The sequence below is a fragment of the Parasphingorhabdus sp. genome, assembly GCF_036963705.1.
Classification (GTDB): domain Bacteria; phylum Pseudomonadota; class Alphaproteobacteria; order Sphingomonadales; family Sphingomonadaceae; genus Parasphingorhabdus.
Genome location: NZ_JBALUT010000065.1, coordinates 1 through 14,984, shown reverse-complemented (window position 1 = coordinate 14,984; position 14,984 = coordinate 1). Strand labels below are relative to the sequence as shown.

Here is a 14,984-nt window from a genome sequence, read left to right as displayed (position 1 = left end):
ACGGTGACCGGACGGGCGCCCAGCATATTCCACATCGCCAGCTCGACGGCTCCGGTATCGGAAGCCGGCACGATGCCGATCAGATAGTCGTCGGGTATACCCAAAAGCTCGCGACTGAGGTCGATAGCATATTTCAAGCGCGCCTTGCCGGTCGCGGAACGATGCGAGCGACCCATGGCGATGGTGTTGATTTTGTCGAGGGACCAGCCGGGGAATTTGGCTGTCGGACCCGATGAAAAATTCGGGCAGTCTGGACGCAATTCTGGCGTCGGTATATTAGTATCAGTCATTTAAACGCTTCTCCTTACAGAGAGCTCGCGCGGCGTTGGGACCGCGTGGCCCGGCGCCGCTTTGTCTTGTGCGGCGCAGCATGTCAAGCGTCAAATGTCTGATACTAATCGTTCCGGCTAGGCTGCTTACGGCTTACGGAAAAGTTCTTTGCCGCGGCGCAGAACCAGCAGTTTTTCTAGCGAAACCGGGTGGAAATAGGCTTCTACCCGATCGCCTTCGGGAGTCGTGCCATAGACTTCATAGCAACCGCCATCGATCTTGGATTTCTTGACCGTCCAGCCTTTTGCGATCAGGTCGGCTTTCAGCTGGGCTTGCGTTTTCCAGCCGGATTGCGGACCCGCTTCACAGGTCATCTTGCCGGTTGCAAGTGCAGGGGAGGACAAGCCGGCAGTGGCTATCAAGGCAGTCGTAGCGGCGGCGATTACAGAATATTTCATTGTCAGTTTCTCCAAATTTATTCGGCCTGCAGCGATTCGCGCTGCTTTATCCCATTATTTCTTCTGGCATAAGTGATAATGACTCGCAATAGCTCTAGTGCCATCAGTGGAATAAAATGTGCTAGAGCGCCGCCTACGCCGTCGTGGATTAACAGCCAATGAGCGAGGGTCAGCAGGGCCGCAAGATACACTAGCCGCTGCAACCGCTTCCAACCTTGCTTCAGCCGGCGCATGGATAGGTTATTACTCGTCACTGCCAGCGGCACGAAAATTAGCAAGGCCGCCCAGCCGGTCCAGATGCCCGGCGCCCAGAATTCTGCCAGAATGGGTTTCAGAGCTTCCATATCGATAACGTAAAATATGAGATGGAGAACACCATATCCGAAAGCGGCAAGTCCGAAGGACCGGCGCCGCTTCATCATCCACGAAATCCACTTCCGGTTCCCGAATATAACTGACAATGGTGTGATAACTAGAGCAATGATCATGAATCTGGCGGAGAACTCTCCTGTCGGATGGAGCATATCCATGGCGATTGTATCGCCCGTCCAATACCCACGGACCATCAGAATGGCGGGTATTGCCAGCAATATCCAGAAGACCGGCAGGCTATTCAATTTGCTTAAAAATTTCATGCCATTCTTTTGTATATTGCAAGCCGAATGGTCCAGCGCAAAATTGTCGCAAGTTGTCGCCCGTCCGGTTCTCCACGCCGGTAAGACAAAATTAACCATGAGCGTCAGCGTGGAATTAACCATCCTGTGCCATTGATAAGAGCATGATATTCAACTTACATGACAATCGTCGAGGGCGGACAATCGGGGTTTTGGGCCTGGTTTCTTTGTTGCTCAGTGCTTGTGGCGCAATTCCCTCCGGAAGCAGCGGCGCATCGAAGCGACCGCAGGCATCTGCCGGCCTTGGATCTTTCAATCCGACAGCTTCTGCTCGGCAATGTTTCAGCGACCTTGGCAAGGCCAACGTGCGCTTTTCTCCGCTGCCCAATCGCGAGTTCAGCGGTGGCTGCAGCCAGATCGACAGTATCAAGCTGCTCGATGTCGGTGCTGACGTGACCAATCTGGGGCCGGTAAAATGCGAACTTGCCAGCAAATTTGCTGCCTGGACGGAATATGCCGTCAAACGCGCAGCCCGCCAATATCTTGGCAGCGACCTGCAGCGGATTGAGACTATGGGCAGTTACAGTTGCCGCAATATCGCCGGTTCGGGTAAATTGTCACAACATGCGCACGCCAATGCGATTGACGTATCCGCATTTGTGCTGACCGACGGACGCCGGATCACGGTTGAAAGCAACTGGGCAAACGGACGTCAGGAAATGCAGTTTCTCGCCGCGATCCACGACAGCGCCTGCAAGCGTTTTGGCACCGTGCTTAGCCCCGATTATAACGCCGCACACCGCGACCATTTCCATCTCGACATGAGCGGTAACGGATATTGCCGTTAGGATAATAAGGTCTCTGGTCAGTCGCAAATCTTTGCGTTAGGGCTGAGAGATGACAAATAAAGATCTTCACGACCATCGTTTCCACCACGCCAAGCAGGAAGCAGAATATGCCGAAAAGGCTGCTGTGAGCACTGCGCAAACCCGTGATCCAGCTTATCGGCTTGCCTTTCAGGATACCGATTTTCTGCTCCGCGAGGAATTGCGCCCGGTCCGGTTCCAGCTTGAACTGCTGAAGCCGGAAATGCTGCTCGACGAAGCCGGCATCGGATCGACATTGGTAATGTATGGATCCGCGCGAATCCCAGAGCCTGACAAGGCCGATGCGCTGATCGAGGCGGCGACCGACGACGAATCGCGCAAGATAGCGCAGCGTCTGAAAGAAAAAGCCAAATATTATGACGAAGCCCGCAACCTCGCTCGGTTGGCGAGTGCCTGCGGTATTTCCAGCGACGGCAAGCGCGACTTCGTGGTCTGCTCCGGTGGCGGCCCGTCGATCATGGAAGCGGCCAATCGCGGTGCTGCGGACGCCGGCAAAGAATCGATCGGGCTCAATATTGTCCTGCCGCACGAGCAAGCGCCCAACGAATATGTGACGCCGTCGCTTAGCTTCCAGTTCCATTATTTCGCGCTGCGCAAGATGCACTTCCTGTTGCGGGCGAGAGCGGTTGCGGTGTTCCCTGGCGGCTTCGGGACGCTGGACGAATTTCTCGAACTGGTCACGCTGGTGCAGACTGGCAAGATGGAAAAGCTTCCGATATTGCTATTCGGCAAGGACTTCTGGAACCGGGTGATCAATTTCGACGCCTTGGCCGAAGAAGGTACAATCAGCCGCAAGGATCTCGAGCTGTTCCAGTTTGTTGAAACCGCGGACGAGGCCTGGGACATTATCCAGAAATTTTACGAGCTCGACTGCGGCTAGAGCTACCCGGTCGGCCAACCAAATGTTGGCCGCCGTGTTCAGTGGACTGCTATTCTGCAGCCGCCGCTGTGTCTGCTTCTACCGCTTCAACGGCTTCGGCATCGGCGCCAGCTTCCGCTTCGGCTGCTTCTTCTGCAGGAGCTTCAACCACCGGAGCGGCTGGCAGTGGCAGGTTTGAACCTTGCTCATTCAGATAGACCATCAGATTGGCGCGGTCTTCTGCCTTGCCGAGGCCGGCAAAGGTCATCTTGGTGCCTTCAGCATATTTCCGTGGCGACGTCAGCCAGGCGTTCATGCCGGCCCAGTCCCAATTGCCCGCGATGCTTTTCAGCGCATCGCTATAAGCAAAGCCAGCGACATGGCCATGAGGCTTGCCCATGGATCCATAGAGATTCGGGCCGATGCCATTGGCTCCACCCTGATTGATCGTGTGGCATGCTGCACATTTAGCGAAGACTTTTTCGCCAGCGGCAGCATCGGCCGTTTGCAACAGCGTCTCGATCGACGGGCCAGCATCAGCGCCGCCACCGGAGGCTTCGACGCCTTCGATCACAAAGCCCATGACTTCCGGACGCTCGTGCTTGCCGGCGTGAAAATATTTCCCGCTGACAATCGAAAAGCCCAGTGCGGCGATGCCGCCAGCAAGGACCCAGCCTGCAATGGTGTTATTGTTGCTCATATATTCTCTCGAACCCCTGAGTGAGCGGCGGCCACGGGCCTGCCAAATTTGTGCTGTCTGTAAAGAGGCCGACGAACCAAAGCAAGGCCTCAATTGCCGCCAAAGACGCAATTGTGAATGGAAAATATGAGGCGTTGCAATCCACAGGCCAGTAATTTCTTGCCCAGCGCGGTCCCGTTCGACTATCGCATCGCTGCAAAAGAGGGGCATGATGGACAGCTTTCCAAAAAACGCATTGGGCATGGTCAGGAAAATGACCGAAAAAGGCGCGGAAATGCCGGAAAAGGCGATTGCCTTTCAAGGCGCGCCTGGCGCCAATTCGCATCTCGCCGCGCTCGACTATGCGGCCGACGGCCTTCCGGTTCCCTGCTTTTCCTTCGAGGATGCGATCGACGCGGTGAAACAGGGCACAGCAGGTTGCGCAATCATTCCGATTGAAAATTCGCTCCACGGACGGGTCGCCGACATCCACTTTCTGCTCCCCGAATCGGGCCTCCACATTGTCGACGAATATTTCATGCCTATCGAACATTGCCTGATGGCCAAATCGGCCGATGCCGAAATCAAAACAGCGATGAGCCACCCTCAGGCGCTTGGCCAATGCCGCCATTATTTACGCAAGCGCGGGATCATCCCGGTCGCTTATGCCGATACAGCAGCGGCGGCGGCTTTTGTTGCCCAGTCGGACGATCCCCATGCCGCCGCGGTCGCGCCCAGGCTCGCTGCGCAAATTTACGGATTGCAACTGCTCGAGAATGCGATTGAGGATTCACCGGACAATATTACCCGTTTTGTCGTGCTCGCGCCCGAAGCGGCTCAACCTGCTGCCAACGGCCCGCTGATGACGACCTTTGTTTTCGAGGTCAAAAATATCCCGGCCGCACTCTACAAAGCTATGGGCGGGTTCGCGACCAATGGCGTCAACATGACCAAGCTGGAAAGCTACCAGCAGGGCAGCAGCTTCGCCGCAACCGAATTTTTCGCCGATATCGAAGGTGCTCCCGGTGATCCGGCGGTCGACCGGGCGCTCGCCGAGCTGGGGTTCCATTGCAACAGCGTGCGGGTATTGGGCACTTACCGGCAGGCACGTCCGCGAACGATAACGGATTAAGGAACGCCTATCCGTTCGACGATTCGACATCATTGCCGAACAACAGGATCATCACCCCGAGCATCGCCAGCAGGATGAATCCGAATCCCTTGAGCCGATTGCCCGGAGTCAGGAACGCCCGCCGTGCGGCGATCACGGATTGTAGCGCGTAATAAAGCGCAAAGGCGCGGCTGGCATAAGCGATGATCTGGAAAATATTGACGCTCCAGGTCATGAGCAGGCCGATCCCGACCAGAATCGCATAGCCGGTCCGCGCCTTGACATGGCCTTTGGTCAGTTCTTCGACCAGTCCGCCGGATCCGCTGGTATCGGCGATCGCAGCACTGAACTGTGCCGCCAGCGCTGCGGCCACCAGCAGCAGCGGCAGAATCGGCGTGATGATCCCCATCATGTCGATAATCGCGGTCTCGGTGAGGGAAAATTGCTCGCGTTCGAAACTATAGGCGAACAAGCCGATATAGATCATGTAGATCACCGCACTGACGATCTGGGCGAGACGCATCGACTTGATGCGGGTGGGGGCATCATAGATCCGGCCGAGATAGCGCGAGGTCTCAAACCCCTGCACCGTGATGATCAGTCCGAAGGCGAGCGTGATAGCGGGCCAGCCCGAAAGCATCGGTGGATGGACGAAAAGCGTTGCCGCGCTCGCTTTCTGGTAGAAGAACCAGGTCAGGCCGACCAGCAGCCCGACGATGATCGCCAATTTCAACGAAACGGCGCTATATTCCATCTTCTCCAGCGCCTTGAATCCGCGGGTCCAGCCGACGATCAAGATCAGGATATAGACAGCCGAGGTCAGCAGCTTGGCATTGGCGCTGCTGTCAAAAGATGTCAGGCTAACCCCGAACGCGCCGAACAGGTTCAGATAATATCCGACCGAAATGGTGAAGGCAAAGACCAGCGCCCAGGATGCAGCCAGCTCCAGCCGGTCGACCCATTGGTCCCGGATCGGCTGCTTTACGTTACGGTGGAAGATGTTGAACCGGATCGCGGCGCCAAACAGAAAGGCGCCGAGACAAAGCCCGGCCATGATCAGCGGCGCCATATAGCCGTAATCGGATACTAATATCGGCGCTAGCACGAGAAAACCGCTGCCGATGATCGAGGCCAGCGGTGTTACTGTGGCGCGCCAGACGACCGATTTGGACAAACGCGGCGCGAGCAGCAGCAGGCCGGTTGCGATCACAGACAGGATGATAAGGATATTCAGTGTCAAAACGATGTCCGAAGGCCCCGGATGGTGGAGGCACCGGATAGGCCTTTCATTGATCTCTTGTCGAAGGGTTTCTCGCGGTCAGTCTGCCCGCGATCGCTGCGACAATTATATCATTCACCCAATTAGGGAGAGAAATAAAGGACAAATAAAACCCATTTGGTTGATTGCAGGAAGGAGGAGACTGGCTAGCTAGCGGCCCCTAGCGGACGTTGACAATGGCCTAAGTCACAAGCGATACTGATATTTCTGAAAACGACTGAAGGATTGTTGATGATACCCGTCGATCCGGTTGACTTATCCAATCCGGCTCCGTTCGATGCCTTGAGCTACTATGCGCATATTGCAATCGGGCTAATCGGGCTGATTGCCGCAATTATCGCGTTGTCGACCCGAAAGGGGAGCAACATTCATGTTCTGGCTGGAAGAGTTTTTTCAACCTGTATCTTGATTGTCGCGATCACTTCCTTGATTCTGCTATCTGTACGCATGGCTCCTCCTCTTCTGGTTGCGGCACTTACAGCAGTATATGCTGTCGGCACTGCCATCTTGGCCCTGAAGCCAGATTCTACCACGACCAGGAGGATGGAGTATGGATTTTTCATATTCGAGATTATCGTCGTCGCCATATTTCTGGCAATAGCAATTCCTCAAATCATGGGTGGAAACATCCCACTGATTGGCCCTTTGGTAATATTGGCCATTCCGATCATATTGCTCGCTGGAGATCTGCATTTCTTCCGCAACGCCCGGCAACGCGCTATGCTCAGAATAAGACGACATTTGGCTCGAATGATTTGGGCATTTATCATTGCCGTACGCGCGCCATTGACTGAAATATATGCCGAGCTTGATTTACCGGTCGCGCTCATATTATTTGGACCGCTCGTGATAGCTCCAGCGATGATAATGATCTTTCTCAGAAAATACGCGAGAAAACCAAGGGAAATTTGATCCAGCGCGACCGACCGCTTTTACGACCGTTGCGGACATCGGCGCGATCGCTGCGACGTCTCGAAAATGCGCGTTTGATGCTATCGTCTGGAGCGGCTGAAAGATCAGAAAGCAGCCTTTCCGCGCCATTTTTAAAAGCACATTAAACCGTTGGGGTTCCCGAACTGCCGCGAACGCCCCAAACGCTAAGGTAAACGCCGGTCGCAATGATTGCGATGATATTTGAAATCATGAACGCGCCGGTGATTGTTTCGTGACCGAGCATCGGGAAAAAATCGCGCGCGACAATGGTCACCCCGACGAACAGAGAGGCAAACAGACCCCACCCCGCTATGATCCTGGGAATCAGAGATGATCTGAGGAACAGAAAGAAATATCCTGCCATGGCGAAGCTTGAAAGGATGAGCCCCAAGTGAAATGATGTGTAGCTCGAAGTCGCTTGCAAGCCTGACAGCATCAGGCGTTGCGCCTCATTGGTTATATTCTGATAGGCAGGGTCACCGGCAATTTCAGCAGCGTTCATGGCAAAGATGGCACCGAGCAGCGAGAGAATGGCTGCAGTGACACTTAGCAGCAGAGACCAAGCAGCCAGCAGCTGACCAGATTTGCGGAGTAGCATAAAAAGACCGATACTAACCAGAGCGTCCAATGCGAACGTCAAGGCTGCTATATAGGCCTTGCCTCTCAAGCGTTGTTCGGCCTCCAACATATTTTGAGCAGTTGCTTCAACATCTGCCGACAAATTGATGTCGATGCCTTCGGCGACGAGAAACGCGGAAGATATGCCGATAATGAGAGTCGCCAACATTGACCACCCGACCCATCGCCCGAGCGTTTGCGGCGCATAGCTGTCCATGGACTGCATTCTCTTTCCTCTTAATTGCTATAGTGTTTTATTACAGTAAGGCACTATAGTCAACTTCACCGGCTCGAGGGATTGGTTCTGTGGTGCCGCCTCTAGCATCCAGGGCAGACATCGGAAGGCTTTCTAGATTTCGACCTGCGATCCAAGTTCCACCACCCGATTGGCGGGAATTCCGTAAAAAATTGTGGCTCTGCCGGCATTGCGATTGAGAAAGGAAAAAATCGAATTGCTAATGGCACGCAGCAGGTTTCCGGGCTTTTTGAAGGTGATGGTTTCCCGGCCAAGAAAATAGCTGGCTTTGTCAAAATCGAGATCAAGACCCTTCGCCTTGCACCGGTTCAGCCGACGGGGAACATTGATACGTTCGTTAAAGCCGTAGTTGAACGTCACCCGATAGAAATCCGGTCCGAGTGTTTCGACAATCAGCTGGTCTTTCCTTGCGATTTTAGCGGTAGGCCTGATTTCTACATGCAGCAGCACCACATGATCGTGCAGTGTTTTATTATGCTTGATATGATGCAGCAACGATGTCGGCACACCCTTGGATAGCGACGTCATGAATATCGCTGTCCCGGGAGCGCGAATTATCGAACTGGACGGAAGGCGCTTTACGAAATCAGATGCTTTCAACTCGCCATGTTTAACCTGCTGGCGCAATTTCATCCTGCCTTGGGTCCAAATCGTCATCAATGTGAAAATGAGCACCGCAACGATGGTCGGGAACCAGCCGCCATCGAAAAATTTTACGATGTTCGCGCCAAAATATGCGAAGTCGAGCGGGATGAATATGATGGCCAGGCCAGCAAGCAACGCCTTGTTCCAGCCCCATCTGTTGAGAACGAACAGGGTCAGGAATGTTGTTATGACCATATCCATCGCGATCGCCAGACCATAAGCGGACGCCAGATTTCCCGACGAACGGAACAGCAATACGAGGCCGATTGTCGCGAACAACAACATCCAGTTTACAAAGGGAATATATATCTGGCCGAATTCTTCGCCATCGGTCTGGACCACCGCCATGCGGGGCAGCTGGCCTAATTGCATGGCTTGGCGGGTGAGGGAAAAAACGCCTGAAATAACCGCTTGTGATGCGATGACTGTAGCAATGGTAGCAAGAATGATCAGAGGGATCAGGGCCCATTCCGGTGCGAGGTGAAAGAACGGCTGGCTGATTTCCTGATTGTCGGAAAGAACCAGTGCGCCTTGTCCGAAATAATTGAGCAGCAGAGCGGGGAGGACGAGCGAAAACCACGCCAGCTTGATCGGCTTGATCCCGAAATGTCCCATATCCGCGTATAATGTCTCGCCACCCGTCACTACCAGAAACACTGTGCCTAAAACCAGGAAGGCCGTTGTCGGCTCGGAAAACAGGAACTGGACAGCCCAGGTCGGACTGAGAGCTATCAAGATTGTGGGTTCCAGCAAGATGCCCCTTAAGCCAAGCAACGCCAGAGCCAAAAACCATAATATCAGGATAGGGCCAAATATCCGCCCGATTTTCCCGGTGCCGAACCGTTGAATCGAAAATAAACCAATCAATATTCCGATCGTCATCGGGACGACAAATGGCGTGAACGCCGTCGTGACCAGTTCCAGCCCCTCCAATGCGCTAAGTACCGAAATCGCAGGAGTAATCGCACCGTCGCCGTAAAGCAGGGCCGCTCCGAACAGCCCTGCGACAATCAGAACATGATGCGAGCGTGAGGTTCCTGATACCTTGGTCTGCAACAGCGAGACCAGAGCGATGATGCCGCCTTCACCCTTATTGTCAGCGCGCATGACAACCAGCAGATATTTGATCGAAATGACAATGATGAGCGACCAGGTTATCATCGATAACACGCCGAAAATATGTATGCGCGTGACATCAAGATGGGCCAGACCGAGAAAGCTCTCCCGGAAGGCGTAAAGCGGGCTGGTGCCGATATCACCGAACACAATTCCTAGCGCGGCCAATGTTGTCGGCAGCAGCTTTTCAGGCGATTTTGTATCAACCGTCATTGCTAATTTTCTCTATTTTGACATCGACTACTATTTCGATGGTTTCCCGTTATCCGAAGTCACGGGATTATGCAGCGATTATATTCAGTCTAATCACTGAAAGATTTCGCCGCCGGGAAAACGGAATCGGGAGTTTCAGCCAATAAGGTCTGATATTGCTTCCGTGTCGCCGGAGATTCTGCACGTGCCGAGGCTCGCCGCGATCGGTTTCCTGCGCCAGACTATTCAGGAACGCGGTTCCGGCTATCGTCCGGCCAGCTTTTTGGCTTCCGCCAGATGGGTCCGGCCGATGCGGATTTCGGTGTCGCATTTGAGGCAGGCGATCCACACGCCGCCGCCGTCATGGCGCAAGCCGGCGATCCAGTCGCGCCGGACGAGATGGGAGCGGTGCAGACGGATGAATTCTTCGGGATTGAGCCGCTCTTCCAGGCCGGTGATCGTCTGGTGCAGCAGATAGCTGACCGGGCCGACGTGCAGCCGCATATAGTCGCGCTCGGCCTCTACCCGGTCGATTTCGGTGGCGACGATGCGGCGCAGCTCGGATTTATAAGGCACCCAGAATTCTTCCGCCCAGGGGGAGTCTTCCGCCTCGTCGCTGCGCGGTTCGGCGGTCCGTTCCCTGACCCGCGAGATCGCCAGGGTCAGCCGCTCGTTCTCGACCGGTTTCAAGACATAATCGATCGCTGCAACATCAAACGCCTCGACTGCAAAACGGTCAAAGGCGGTAACAAATATGATCGCCGGGGCATTGGCCTTGCCGGACAAGGCCCGTGCGACATCCAGCCCGTCCTTGCCCGGCATGGCGATGTCGAGCAGCAGCAGATCGGGTTGCAATTGCTCGGTCAGTCGCAGCGCGGCTTCGCCATCGCTGGCCGTACCGATCAGATCGATATCCGGTTGTCGCGCGCAAAGCAGCTGCAAACGCTCGATCGCGAGCGGTTCATCGTCGACAATCAGCGTCTTGAGCGGTCGGGATTCGATATCGTCGATCATGGATTATCCAGCATCAATGGCAAGGTTAATTGGGCAATATAGCCGCCTTCCGCAGGACGGACAGTCTGTAGACTGGCTTGTCGGCCAAAACGGGTCTCGAGGCGATCGCGGACATTGGCGAGTCCGATTCCGCTGCTCGGACCATTGTCATCCAGATCGACGGGTCGCCCGTCTCCGTCATCGGCGACCGTCAGGATCAGCCTGTCACCTTCGGAACGCGCGTTGATGGTGATAGTCACCGGGCGCTTGCTGTGGGCGACGCTATGCTTGATCGCATTTTCAACTAGGGGCTGGAGGATCAGTCCGGGCACCAATACGCCGAGCAGCTCGTCGGGAATGCTGACGCTTGTTCTCAGCCGTTCAGGAAAGCGGACCGCTTCGATATCGAGATAGAGATTTTGCAGATGAACCTCTTCCGACAAGGGCACATCCTCCAGCGGATCACCCGACAGGCTGGTACGATAGAATTTCGAAAGATTGAGTATCATCTCTTCGGCTTCTTCCGGCTGGCTCCGCATCACCAATGTGCTCAGGCTGTTGAGCGTGTTGAACAGGAAGTGCGGGTTGACCTGATAGCGCAGCGACCGCAGCTCGGCATCCTGCGCCGCCTGGGCAAAGCGCGCCGCCTTGCGTTCTACCTGCCGGACTTCCCCGGCATAGCTCAGGGTCAGATAGAGCGAAGCCCAGCTGACGATGAAGAAAAAGCGGGAGGTGGCATCTTCGGAAATCACCTTGAGCGCAAAATTATCCTGCGCGACATATTCCCGCATCTTCTCGACATGGGCCTCGTCCCACAGATTTTCCGGATAATAGACATTGAAGACATAGTGATTCAGCGAGGCAATGATGATCGCACAAGGGATTGCTGCGGCAAATGCCGTGATGATCCGGGTCGACAGGGCCTTGTCTTCAAACTGCCGGAGAAACAGATAGAGCAAATAAGTGATGCCAATGCCGAAAATCGTAACGACAACGCGCCTGGTCGCCATTTCGCCCTGCGCCGGCCAATCGCCAATCGATACCCGCAAGGTCAGGATGATCACATAAAAAAGCCAGAATCCGAGAATCGACAGGATAGCAACCTGATGTCCGACCGACGGTTTGTGGCTTCCGAGTTCAAATTTTCTCATATGCATTCAGTTCATGGTTCCCGAGCAGCTTAGGACAATATGGTATCAATTGTCTCTAGGGGAATCGTGCCCGGTCGAAACAGGGTTGCGGTTGGTCGAAACTTTCTAAGTATGGCGCGCAATATTCCAAGTTCCGCCGCCTCCCGACAAACAAAGGCGAAGGATTTTAATCAATTGCTAACCATATTTTGGTCAAGTGTCTGGGTGGGATGGATCCAAAGGGAGTCGAGCCGACATGACCAAGGAAATACAACCCGTACCGGGCGCTATGACTCTGGCGGAGATGAAAGAATTCGCGGGCTTTAGCTCCGCAACCCAGCGCTATATCCGGCGCTCGCTCGACGTCGGGCTGGAGCGGTCCGATGCCGTTGAAACATGGTCGCGTGACACGGTTGAAGAAGCGGGTATCAAAGTTCAGATGTCTTTATACTGTCGGCTGGACGCCATACGCCGTGCCATTCCCGAAGATTGCGCCATCGACAGTATAGAGGCATTCATGCCGTCGCTAATCTCTCTGGCGGCTTTCGATCTCGGGCAGGGCCGCATTCACAGCTTTCCGGCCTTCCGTTTCCTTTACGAGCGCCTGCTCGGCCCGGAATCACGTCCGTGGTTGCCCGGCGCCTTTTGTGCGGCGGCGTCGCTTCCGCATCTTCATCCGAAAACCCGCAAGGGCCTGCTGCAATCGATCAGCGAAGCCGCCGCAACCGCGCCCGGCTGGTCTAACCGCGAACCCAGTTTTTTCCCCGAATGGGTTGAAAAAGTCGATGTGAGCAAAGCGGCGCATTGACCGCTGATATCTAGCTAGGCGGTAGCCGGCCGTCCGGTTATCGCTGCTTCATATTCGCTTTCGGCTCGCTGGATCAAATGCCGGTCATCCTCGTTCCAAGGGTGAAAGCCGGGGAGGAAAAATTTGAGCCAGGGGATGATAATTGCCCGCGCGATTCCGGGTTTGACCAGCAGGAATTTCAGCAGCTTCAACTTCACCCGCCATCCGGTGATGCCGTCCTGCGCGAGCAAGTCGAGCGTGTCACGCCAGCGGTTGCCCCAGAAATTGCGGGTGATCAACACCATCATCACAGCTTTCACCTGCCAGCGTTTCCGCCGGCTCCAATCCTTGGTCGCATATAGCCAGGTGTCATAGGCGACGCCTTTATGCTCGATCTCTTCCAGCGCGTGCCAGCGCCAGAGATCAGCGGTCTCCTGATCGGAATTTTCCCAATGTTTGGGATTGGCGAGAAATTGCTGCGCCATGATCGCAGTAAAATGTTCGAGAATCATCGTCGCCGCCAGATTGGTGATCTTGGGCCGGTCTTTGGTCATCGCTAGCGATTCGGTGATCCGGGTCTCTATCCGGCTGGTGTCATATCCATTTTCCTCGACCCGGCGGTTGAGCGCCAGATGTTCGCGGCTGTGGATGATTTCCTGTTTTACGAACGCGCGGATTTCATTTTGCAATTTTGCAGGGGTGTGATCCCGAAATTCTTTAACGCTTTCAATGAAAAAAGCTTCGCCGCGAGGAAAGGTGAGCGACAGGCAATTGTAAAAGGCGGTCGCGACCGGATCGCCATTTTGCCAATATTTTCCTGGTTGATGGCCCGCATCCCGTCCGAAACGGCGGTCGCGCGGCGTAATTTCATGGCCCGCCGGTGTCGGCGTTTGGATGGTTTCCGGCTCGGAGCTAACGGAGCTAAGCATATTCATCAGATGTTTCCATTATGCGAAATGAGGCTTATAGCTGAGCTACGGTTAATGAAGGTTACTTACATAAATGTCAATAGCAAAGAGACGCCTATCCCCGGAAGCAAGTCGCGGCATGGCGCTGGCGGCAGCTCGTGATTTGCTGATCGAAACCGGCCCGCAGTCGGTCACGCTGAAAGCGGTTGCCGGACGGATCGGGCGTACCCATGCCAATCTATTGCACCATTTCGGGTCCGCCTCGGGCCTGCAAAAGGCGCTCGCAGCCTATTTGTCCGACGAGGTATGTGGTGTGATCGCCCAGGCGATCATGAAAACCCGCAGCGGAGAAGGCAGCGTGCGAGACATAGTGGATCTCACATTTGACGCGTTTGACAAGCAGGGAGCCGCAGCACTCTGGTCCTGGATGATGCTGACCGGCAACGAAGACGCGCTCGATCCGATTGTCGATGCGATTCACGCTCTGGTCGACGATATCGGCGATGGTGGGCATGAAGACCACGAAATGCATGAAGACACGCTGGCGCTGGTGCTGATGGCGCTGGGTGACGCCTTGATCGGTGAGCGCCTGTCCGGTTCGCTTGATCTAGCCCGCAATTCCGCCCGTGATATGGCAGAGCGCCAACTGGGACACGCCCTCGAACGCTGGAAGCAGGACCATGAAGCCTAGGCTCCAATAGCCGACTAGTCCTTCGCAAATAATTGATCGTCGCTGGCGAAAGCCTTGAACTCGAGCGCATTGCCGCTGGGGTCACAAAAAAACATGGTCGCCTGCTCGCCCGTCTGTCCTTTGAAGCGGATCGTCGGTGCGATGACAAAGTCGATGTTTTCCCCTGTCAGCCGGTCAGCCAGCGCCTGCCACCCCGCCATCGTTAGCACGACGCCGAAATGGGGTACGGGCACCTGTTCGCCATCGACCGGATTGAGCAGCTGGCGGCCATCAAGATGCTCGTCCAGATGGGTGACAATCTGATGTCCGTACAGGTTGAAATCGATCCAGTGGGAATCGCTCCGACCTTCTTCACACCCGAGAAGATCACCATAAAATGCCCGTGCTTCGGCAAGATCCCTCACTGGGAAAGCGAGATGGAAGGGCCGTAACGGGCTCAGCGGTTCAGTGTTCATATTTGCGGCCTTTGTCTTCGGGTGCGGCGAGAGTGAAACAATGGTCATAGTCGAGGTCGGAACCTTGGCCGAGCGCCTCCTTTTGTCTGGCGTCGGCCAGCAT

The 14,984-nt window shown here is 55.0% G+C and carries 16 protein-coding genes and 1 pseudogene; 6 read left to right on the top strand and 11 right to left on the bottom strand.

Features of this window, described 5'->3' with window-relative positions:
* From V7680_RS12690 to V7680_RS12680, 3 genes and pseudogenes are all read right to left on the bottom strand, one after another.
* Positions 1-290: pseudogene (locus V7680_RS12690) on the bottom strand (phosphoserine transaminase); the annotation flags it as partial.
* Between the two features lie 126 nt (positions 291-416).
* On the bottom strand, positions 417-728 hold the full coding sequence (locus V7680_RS12685) for a PepSY domain-containing protein (protein WP_335653644.1): 312 nt from the start codon (positions 726-728) through the stop codon (positions 417-419).
* A gap of 17 nt (positions 729-745) precedes the next feature.
* On the bottom strand, positions 746-1,363 hold the full coding sequence (locus tag V7680_RS12680; RefSeq protein WP_335653643.1) for a sulfite oxidase heme-binding subunit YedZ: 618 nt from the start codon (positions 1,361-1,363) through the stop codon (positions 746-748).
* Positions 1,364-1,506: 143 nt separating this feature from the next.
* On the opposite strand from V7680_RS12680, the gene V7680_RS12675 reads away from it, so the two are divergent.
* Both V7680_RS12675 and V7680_RS12670 read left to right on the top strand, forming a co-directional pair.
* Entirely contained in the window at positions 1,507-2,190 is a 684-nt protein-coding gene (locus V7680_RS12675) for an extensin-like domain-containing protein (protein ID WP_335653642.1), read from the top strand.
* Between the two features lie 49 nt (positions 2,191-2,239).
* Positions 2,240-3,109 carry a TIGR00730 family Rossman fold protein gene (locus V7680_RS12670; protein WP_335653641.1) on the top strand — a complete coding sequence of 290 codons (870 nt, stop codon included), beginning with the start codon at positions 2,240-2,242 and terminating at the stop codon, positions 3,107-3,109.
* 49 nt (positions 3,110-3,158) lie between these two features.
* On the opposite strand, the gene V7680_RS12665 is transcribed toward V7680_RS12670, so the two are convergent.
* The gene (locus V7680_RS12665; RefSeq protein ID WP_335653640.1) at positions 3,159-3,788 is read right to left on the bottom strand and encodes a c-type cytochrome; all 630 of its coding nucleotides are present in this window, start codon (positions 3,786-3,788) and stop codon (positions 3,159-3,161) included.
* Positions 3,789-3,999: 211 nt separating this feature from the next.
* Here V7680_RS12665 and V7680_RS12660 point away from each other — a divergent pair, with 211 nt between their 5' ends.
* Positions 4,000-4,899 carry a prephenate dehydratase gene (locus V7680_RS12660; protein ID WP_335653645.1) on the top strand — a complete coding sequence of 300 codons (900 nt, stop codon included), beginning with the start codon at positions 4,000-4,002 and terminating at the stop codon, positions 4,897-4,899.
* Between the two features lie 7 nt (positions 4,900-4,906).
* Here the strand turns inward: V7680_RS12660 and V7680_RS12655 are convergent, their stop codons facing one another.
* Positions 4,907-6,118 carry a hypothetical protein gene (locus tag V7680_RS12655; protein WP_335653639.1) on the bottom strand — a complete coding sequence of 404 codons (1,212 nt, stop codon included), beginning with the start codon at positions 6,116-6,118 and terminating at the stop codon, positions 4,907-4,909.
* A gap of 270 nt (positions 6,119-6,388) precedes the next feature.
* Here V7680_RS12655 and V7680_RS12650 point away from each other — a divergent pair, with 270 nt between their 5' ends.
* Entirely contained in the window at positions 6,389-7,069 is a 681-nt protein-coding gene (locus tag V7680_RS12650) for a hypothetical protein (protein ID WP_335653638.1), read from the top strand.
* A 142-nt stretch (positions 7,070-7,211) separates the two neighbouring features.
* Here the strand turns inward: V7680_RS12650 and V7680_RS12645 are convergent, their stop codons facing one another.
* From V7680_RS12645 to V7680_RS12630, 4 genes are all read right to left on the bottom strand, one after another.
* Positions 7,212-7,934: a DUF4386 domain-containing protein gene (locus V7680_RS12645; protein ID WP_335653637.1), complete on the bottom strand. Its 723-nt coding sequence runs from the start codon at positions 7,932-7,934 to the stop codon at positions 7,212-7,214.
* 123 nt (positions 7,935-8,057) lie between these two features.
* Entirely contained in the window at positions 8,058-9,938 is a 1,881-nt protein-coding gene (locus V7680_RS12640) for a potassium transporter Kup (protein WP_335653636.1), read from the bottom strand.
* A 243-nt stretch (positions 9,939-10,181) separates the two neighbouring features.
* Complete coding sequence (locus V7680_RS12635) at positions 10,182-10,931, bottom strand: LytR/AlgR family response regulator transcription factor (RefSeq protein WP_335653635.1); 750 nt, start codon at positions 10,929-10,931, stop codon at positions 10,182-10,184.
* A complete protein-coding gene (locus V7680_RS12630) occupies positions 10,928-12,061 on the bottom strand; it encodes a sensor histidine kinase (protein ID WP_335653634.1) in 1,134 nt (377 codons plus the stop codon). Before V7680_RS12630 ends, V7680_RS12635 begins: the two co-directional genes overlap by 4 nt.
* Positions 12,062-12,296: 235 nt before the next feature.
* Between V7680_RS12630 and V7680_RS12625 the strand changes: the two genes are divergently transcribed.
* The gene (locus V7680_RS12625; protein ID WP_335653633.1) at positions 12,297-12,848 is read left to right on the top strand and encodes a hypothetical protein; all 552 of its coding nucleotides are present in this window, start codon (positions 12,297-12,299) and stop codon (positions 12,846-12,848) included.
* A 14-nt stretch (positions 12,849-12,862) separates the two neighbouring features.
* Here V7680_RS12625 and V7680_RS12620 read toward each other — a convergent pair whose 3' ends face one another.
* Positions 12,863-13,762: a metal-dependent hydrolase gene (locus tag V7680_RS12620; protein WP_335653632.1), complete on the bottom strand. Its 900-nt coding sequence runs from the start codon at positions 13,760-13,762 to the stop codon at positions 12,863-12,865.
* 112 nt (positions 13,763-13,874) lie between these two features.
* On the opposite strand from V7680_RS12620, the gene V7680_RS12615 reads away from it, so the two are divergent.
* The gene (locus V7680_RS12615; protein WP_335653631.1) at positions 13,875-14,426 is read left to right on the top strand and encodes a TetR/AcrR family transcriptional regulator; all 552 of its coding nucleotides are present in this window, start codon (positions 13,875-13,877) and stop codon (positions 14,424-14,426) included.
* A gap of 14 nt (positions 14,427-14,440) precedes the next feature.
* On the opposite strand, the gene V7680_RS12610 is transcribed toward V7680_RS12615, so the two are convergent.
* Positions 14,441-14,881 carry a VOC family protein gene (locus V7680_RS12610; protein ID WP_335653630.1) on the bottom strand — a complete coding sequence of 147 codons (441 nt, stop codon included), beginning with the start codon at positions 14,879-14,881 and terminating at the stop codon, positions 14,441-14,443.
* Positions 14,882-14,984: the final 103 nt, after the last annotated feature.

What these genes read in the sequence shown, in the direction of transcription:
- V7680_RS12685 (WP_335653644.1), bottom strand. Translation starts at nt 728, where the DNA reads ATGAAATATTCTGTAATCGCCGCCGCTACGACTGCCTTGATAGCCACT.
- V7680_RS12680 (WP_335653643.1), bottom strand. Translation starts at nt 1,363, where the DNA reads ATGAAATTTTTAAGCAAATTGAATAGCCTGCCGGTCTTCTGGATATTG.
- V7680_RS12675 (WP_335653642.1), top strand. Translation starts at nt 1,507, where the DNA reads ATGATATTCAACTTACATGACAATCGTCGAGGGCGGACAATCGGGGTT.
- V7680_RS12670 (WP_335653641.1), top strand. Translation starts at nt 2,240, where the DNA reads ATGACAAATAAAGATCTTCACGACCATCGTTTCCACCACGCCAAGCAG.
- V7680_RS12665 (WP_335653640.1), bottom strand. Translation starts at nt 3,788, where the DNA reads ATGAGCAACAATAACACCATTGCAGGCTGGGTCCTTGCTGGCGGCATC.
- V7680_RS12660 (WP_335653645.1), top strand. Translation starts at nt 4,000, where the DNA reads ATGGACAGCTTTCCAAAAAACGCATTGGGCATGGTCAGGAAAATGACC.
- V7680_RS12650 (WP_335653638.1), top strand. Translation starts at nt 6,389, where the DNA reads ATGATACCCGTCGATCCGGTTGACTTATCCAATCCGGCTCCGTTCGAT.
- V7680_RS12645 (WP_335653637.1), bottom strand. Translation starts at nt 7,934, where the DNA reads ATGCAGTCCATGGACAGCTATGCGCCGCAAACGCTCGGGCGATGGGTC.
- V7680_RS12640 (WP_335653636.1), bottom strand. Translation starts at nt 9,938, where the DNA reads ATGACGGTTGATACAAAATCGCCTGAAAAGCTGCTGCCGACAACATTG.
- V7680_RS12635 (WP_335653635.1), bottom strand. Translation starts at nt 10,931, where the DNA reads ATGATCGACGATATCGAATCCCGACCGCTCAAGACGCTGATTGTCGAC.
- V7680_RS12630 (WP_335653634.1), bottom strand. Translation starts at nt 12,061, where the DNA reads ATGAGAAAATTTGAACTCGGAAGCCACAAACCGTCGGTCGGACATCAG.
- V7680_RS12625 (WP_335653633.1), top strand. Translation starts at nt 12,297, where the DNA reads ATGACCAAGGAAATACAACCCGTACCGGGCGCTATGACTCTGGCGGAG.
- V7680_RS12620 (WP_335653632.1), bottom strand. Translation starts at nt 13,762, where the DNA reads ATGAATATGCTTAGCTCCGTTAGCTCCGAGCCGGAAACCATCCAAACG.
- V7680_RS12615 (WP_335653631.1), top strand. Translation starts at nt 13,875, where the DNA reads ATGGCGCTGGCGGCAGCTCGTGATTTGCTGATCGAAACCGGCCCGCAG.
- V7680_RS12610 (WP_335653630.1), bottom strand. Translation starts at nt 14,881, where the DNA reads ATGAACACTGAACCGCTGAGCCCGTTACGGCCCTTCCATCTCGCTTTC.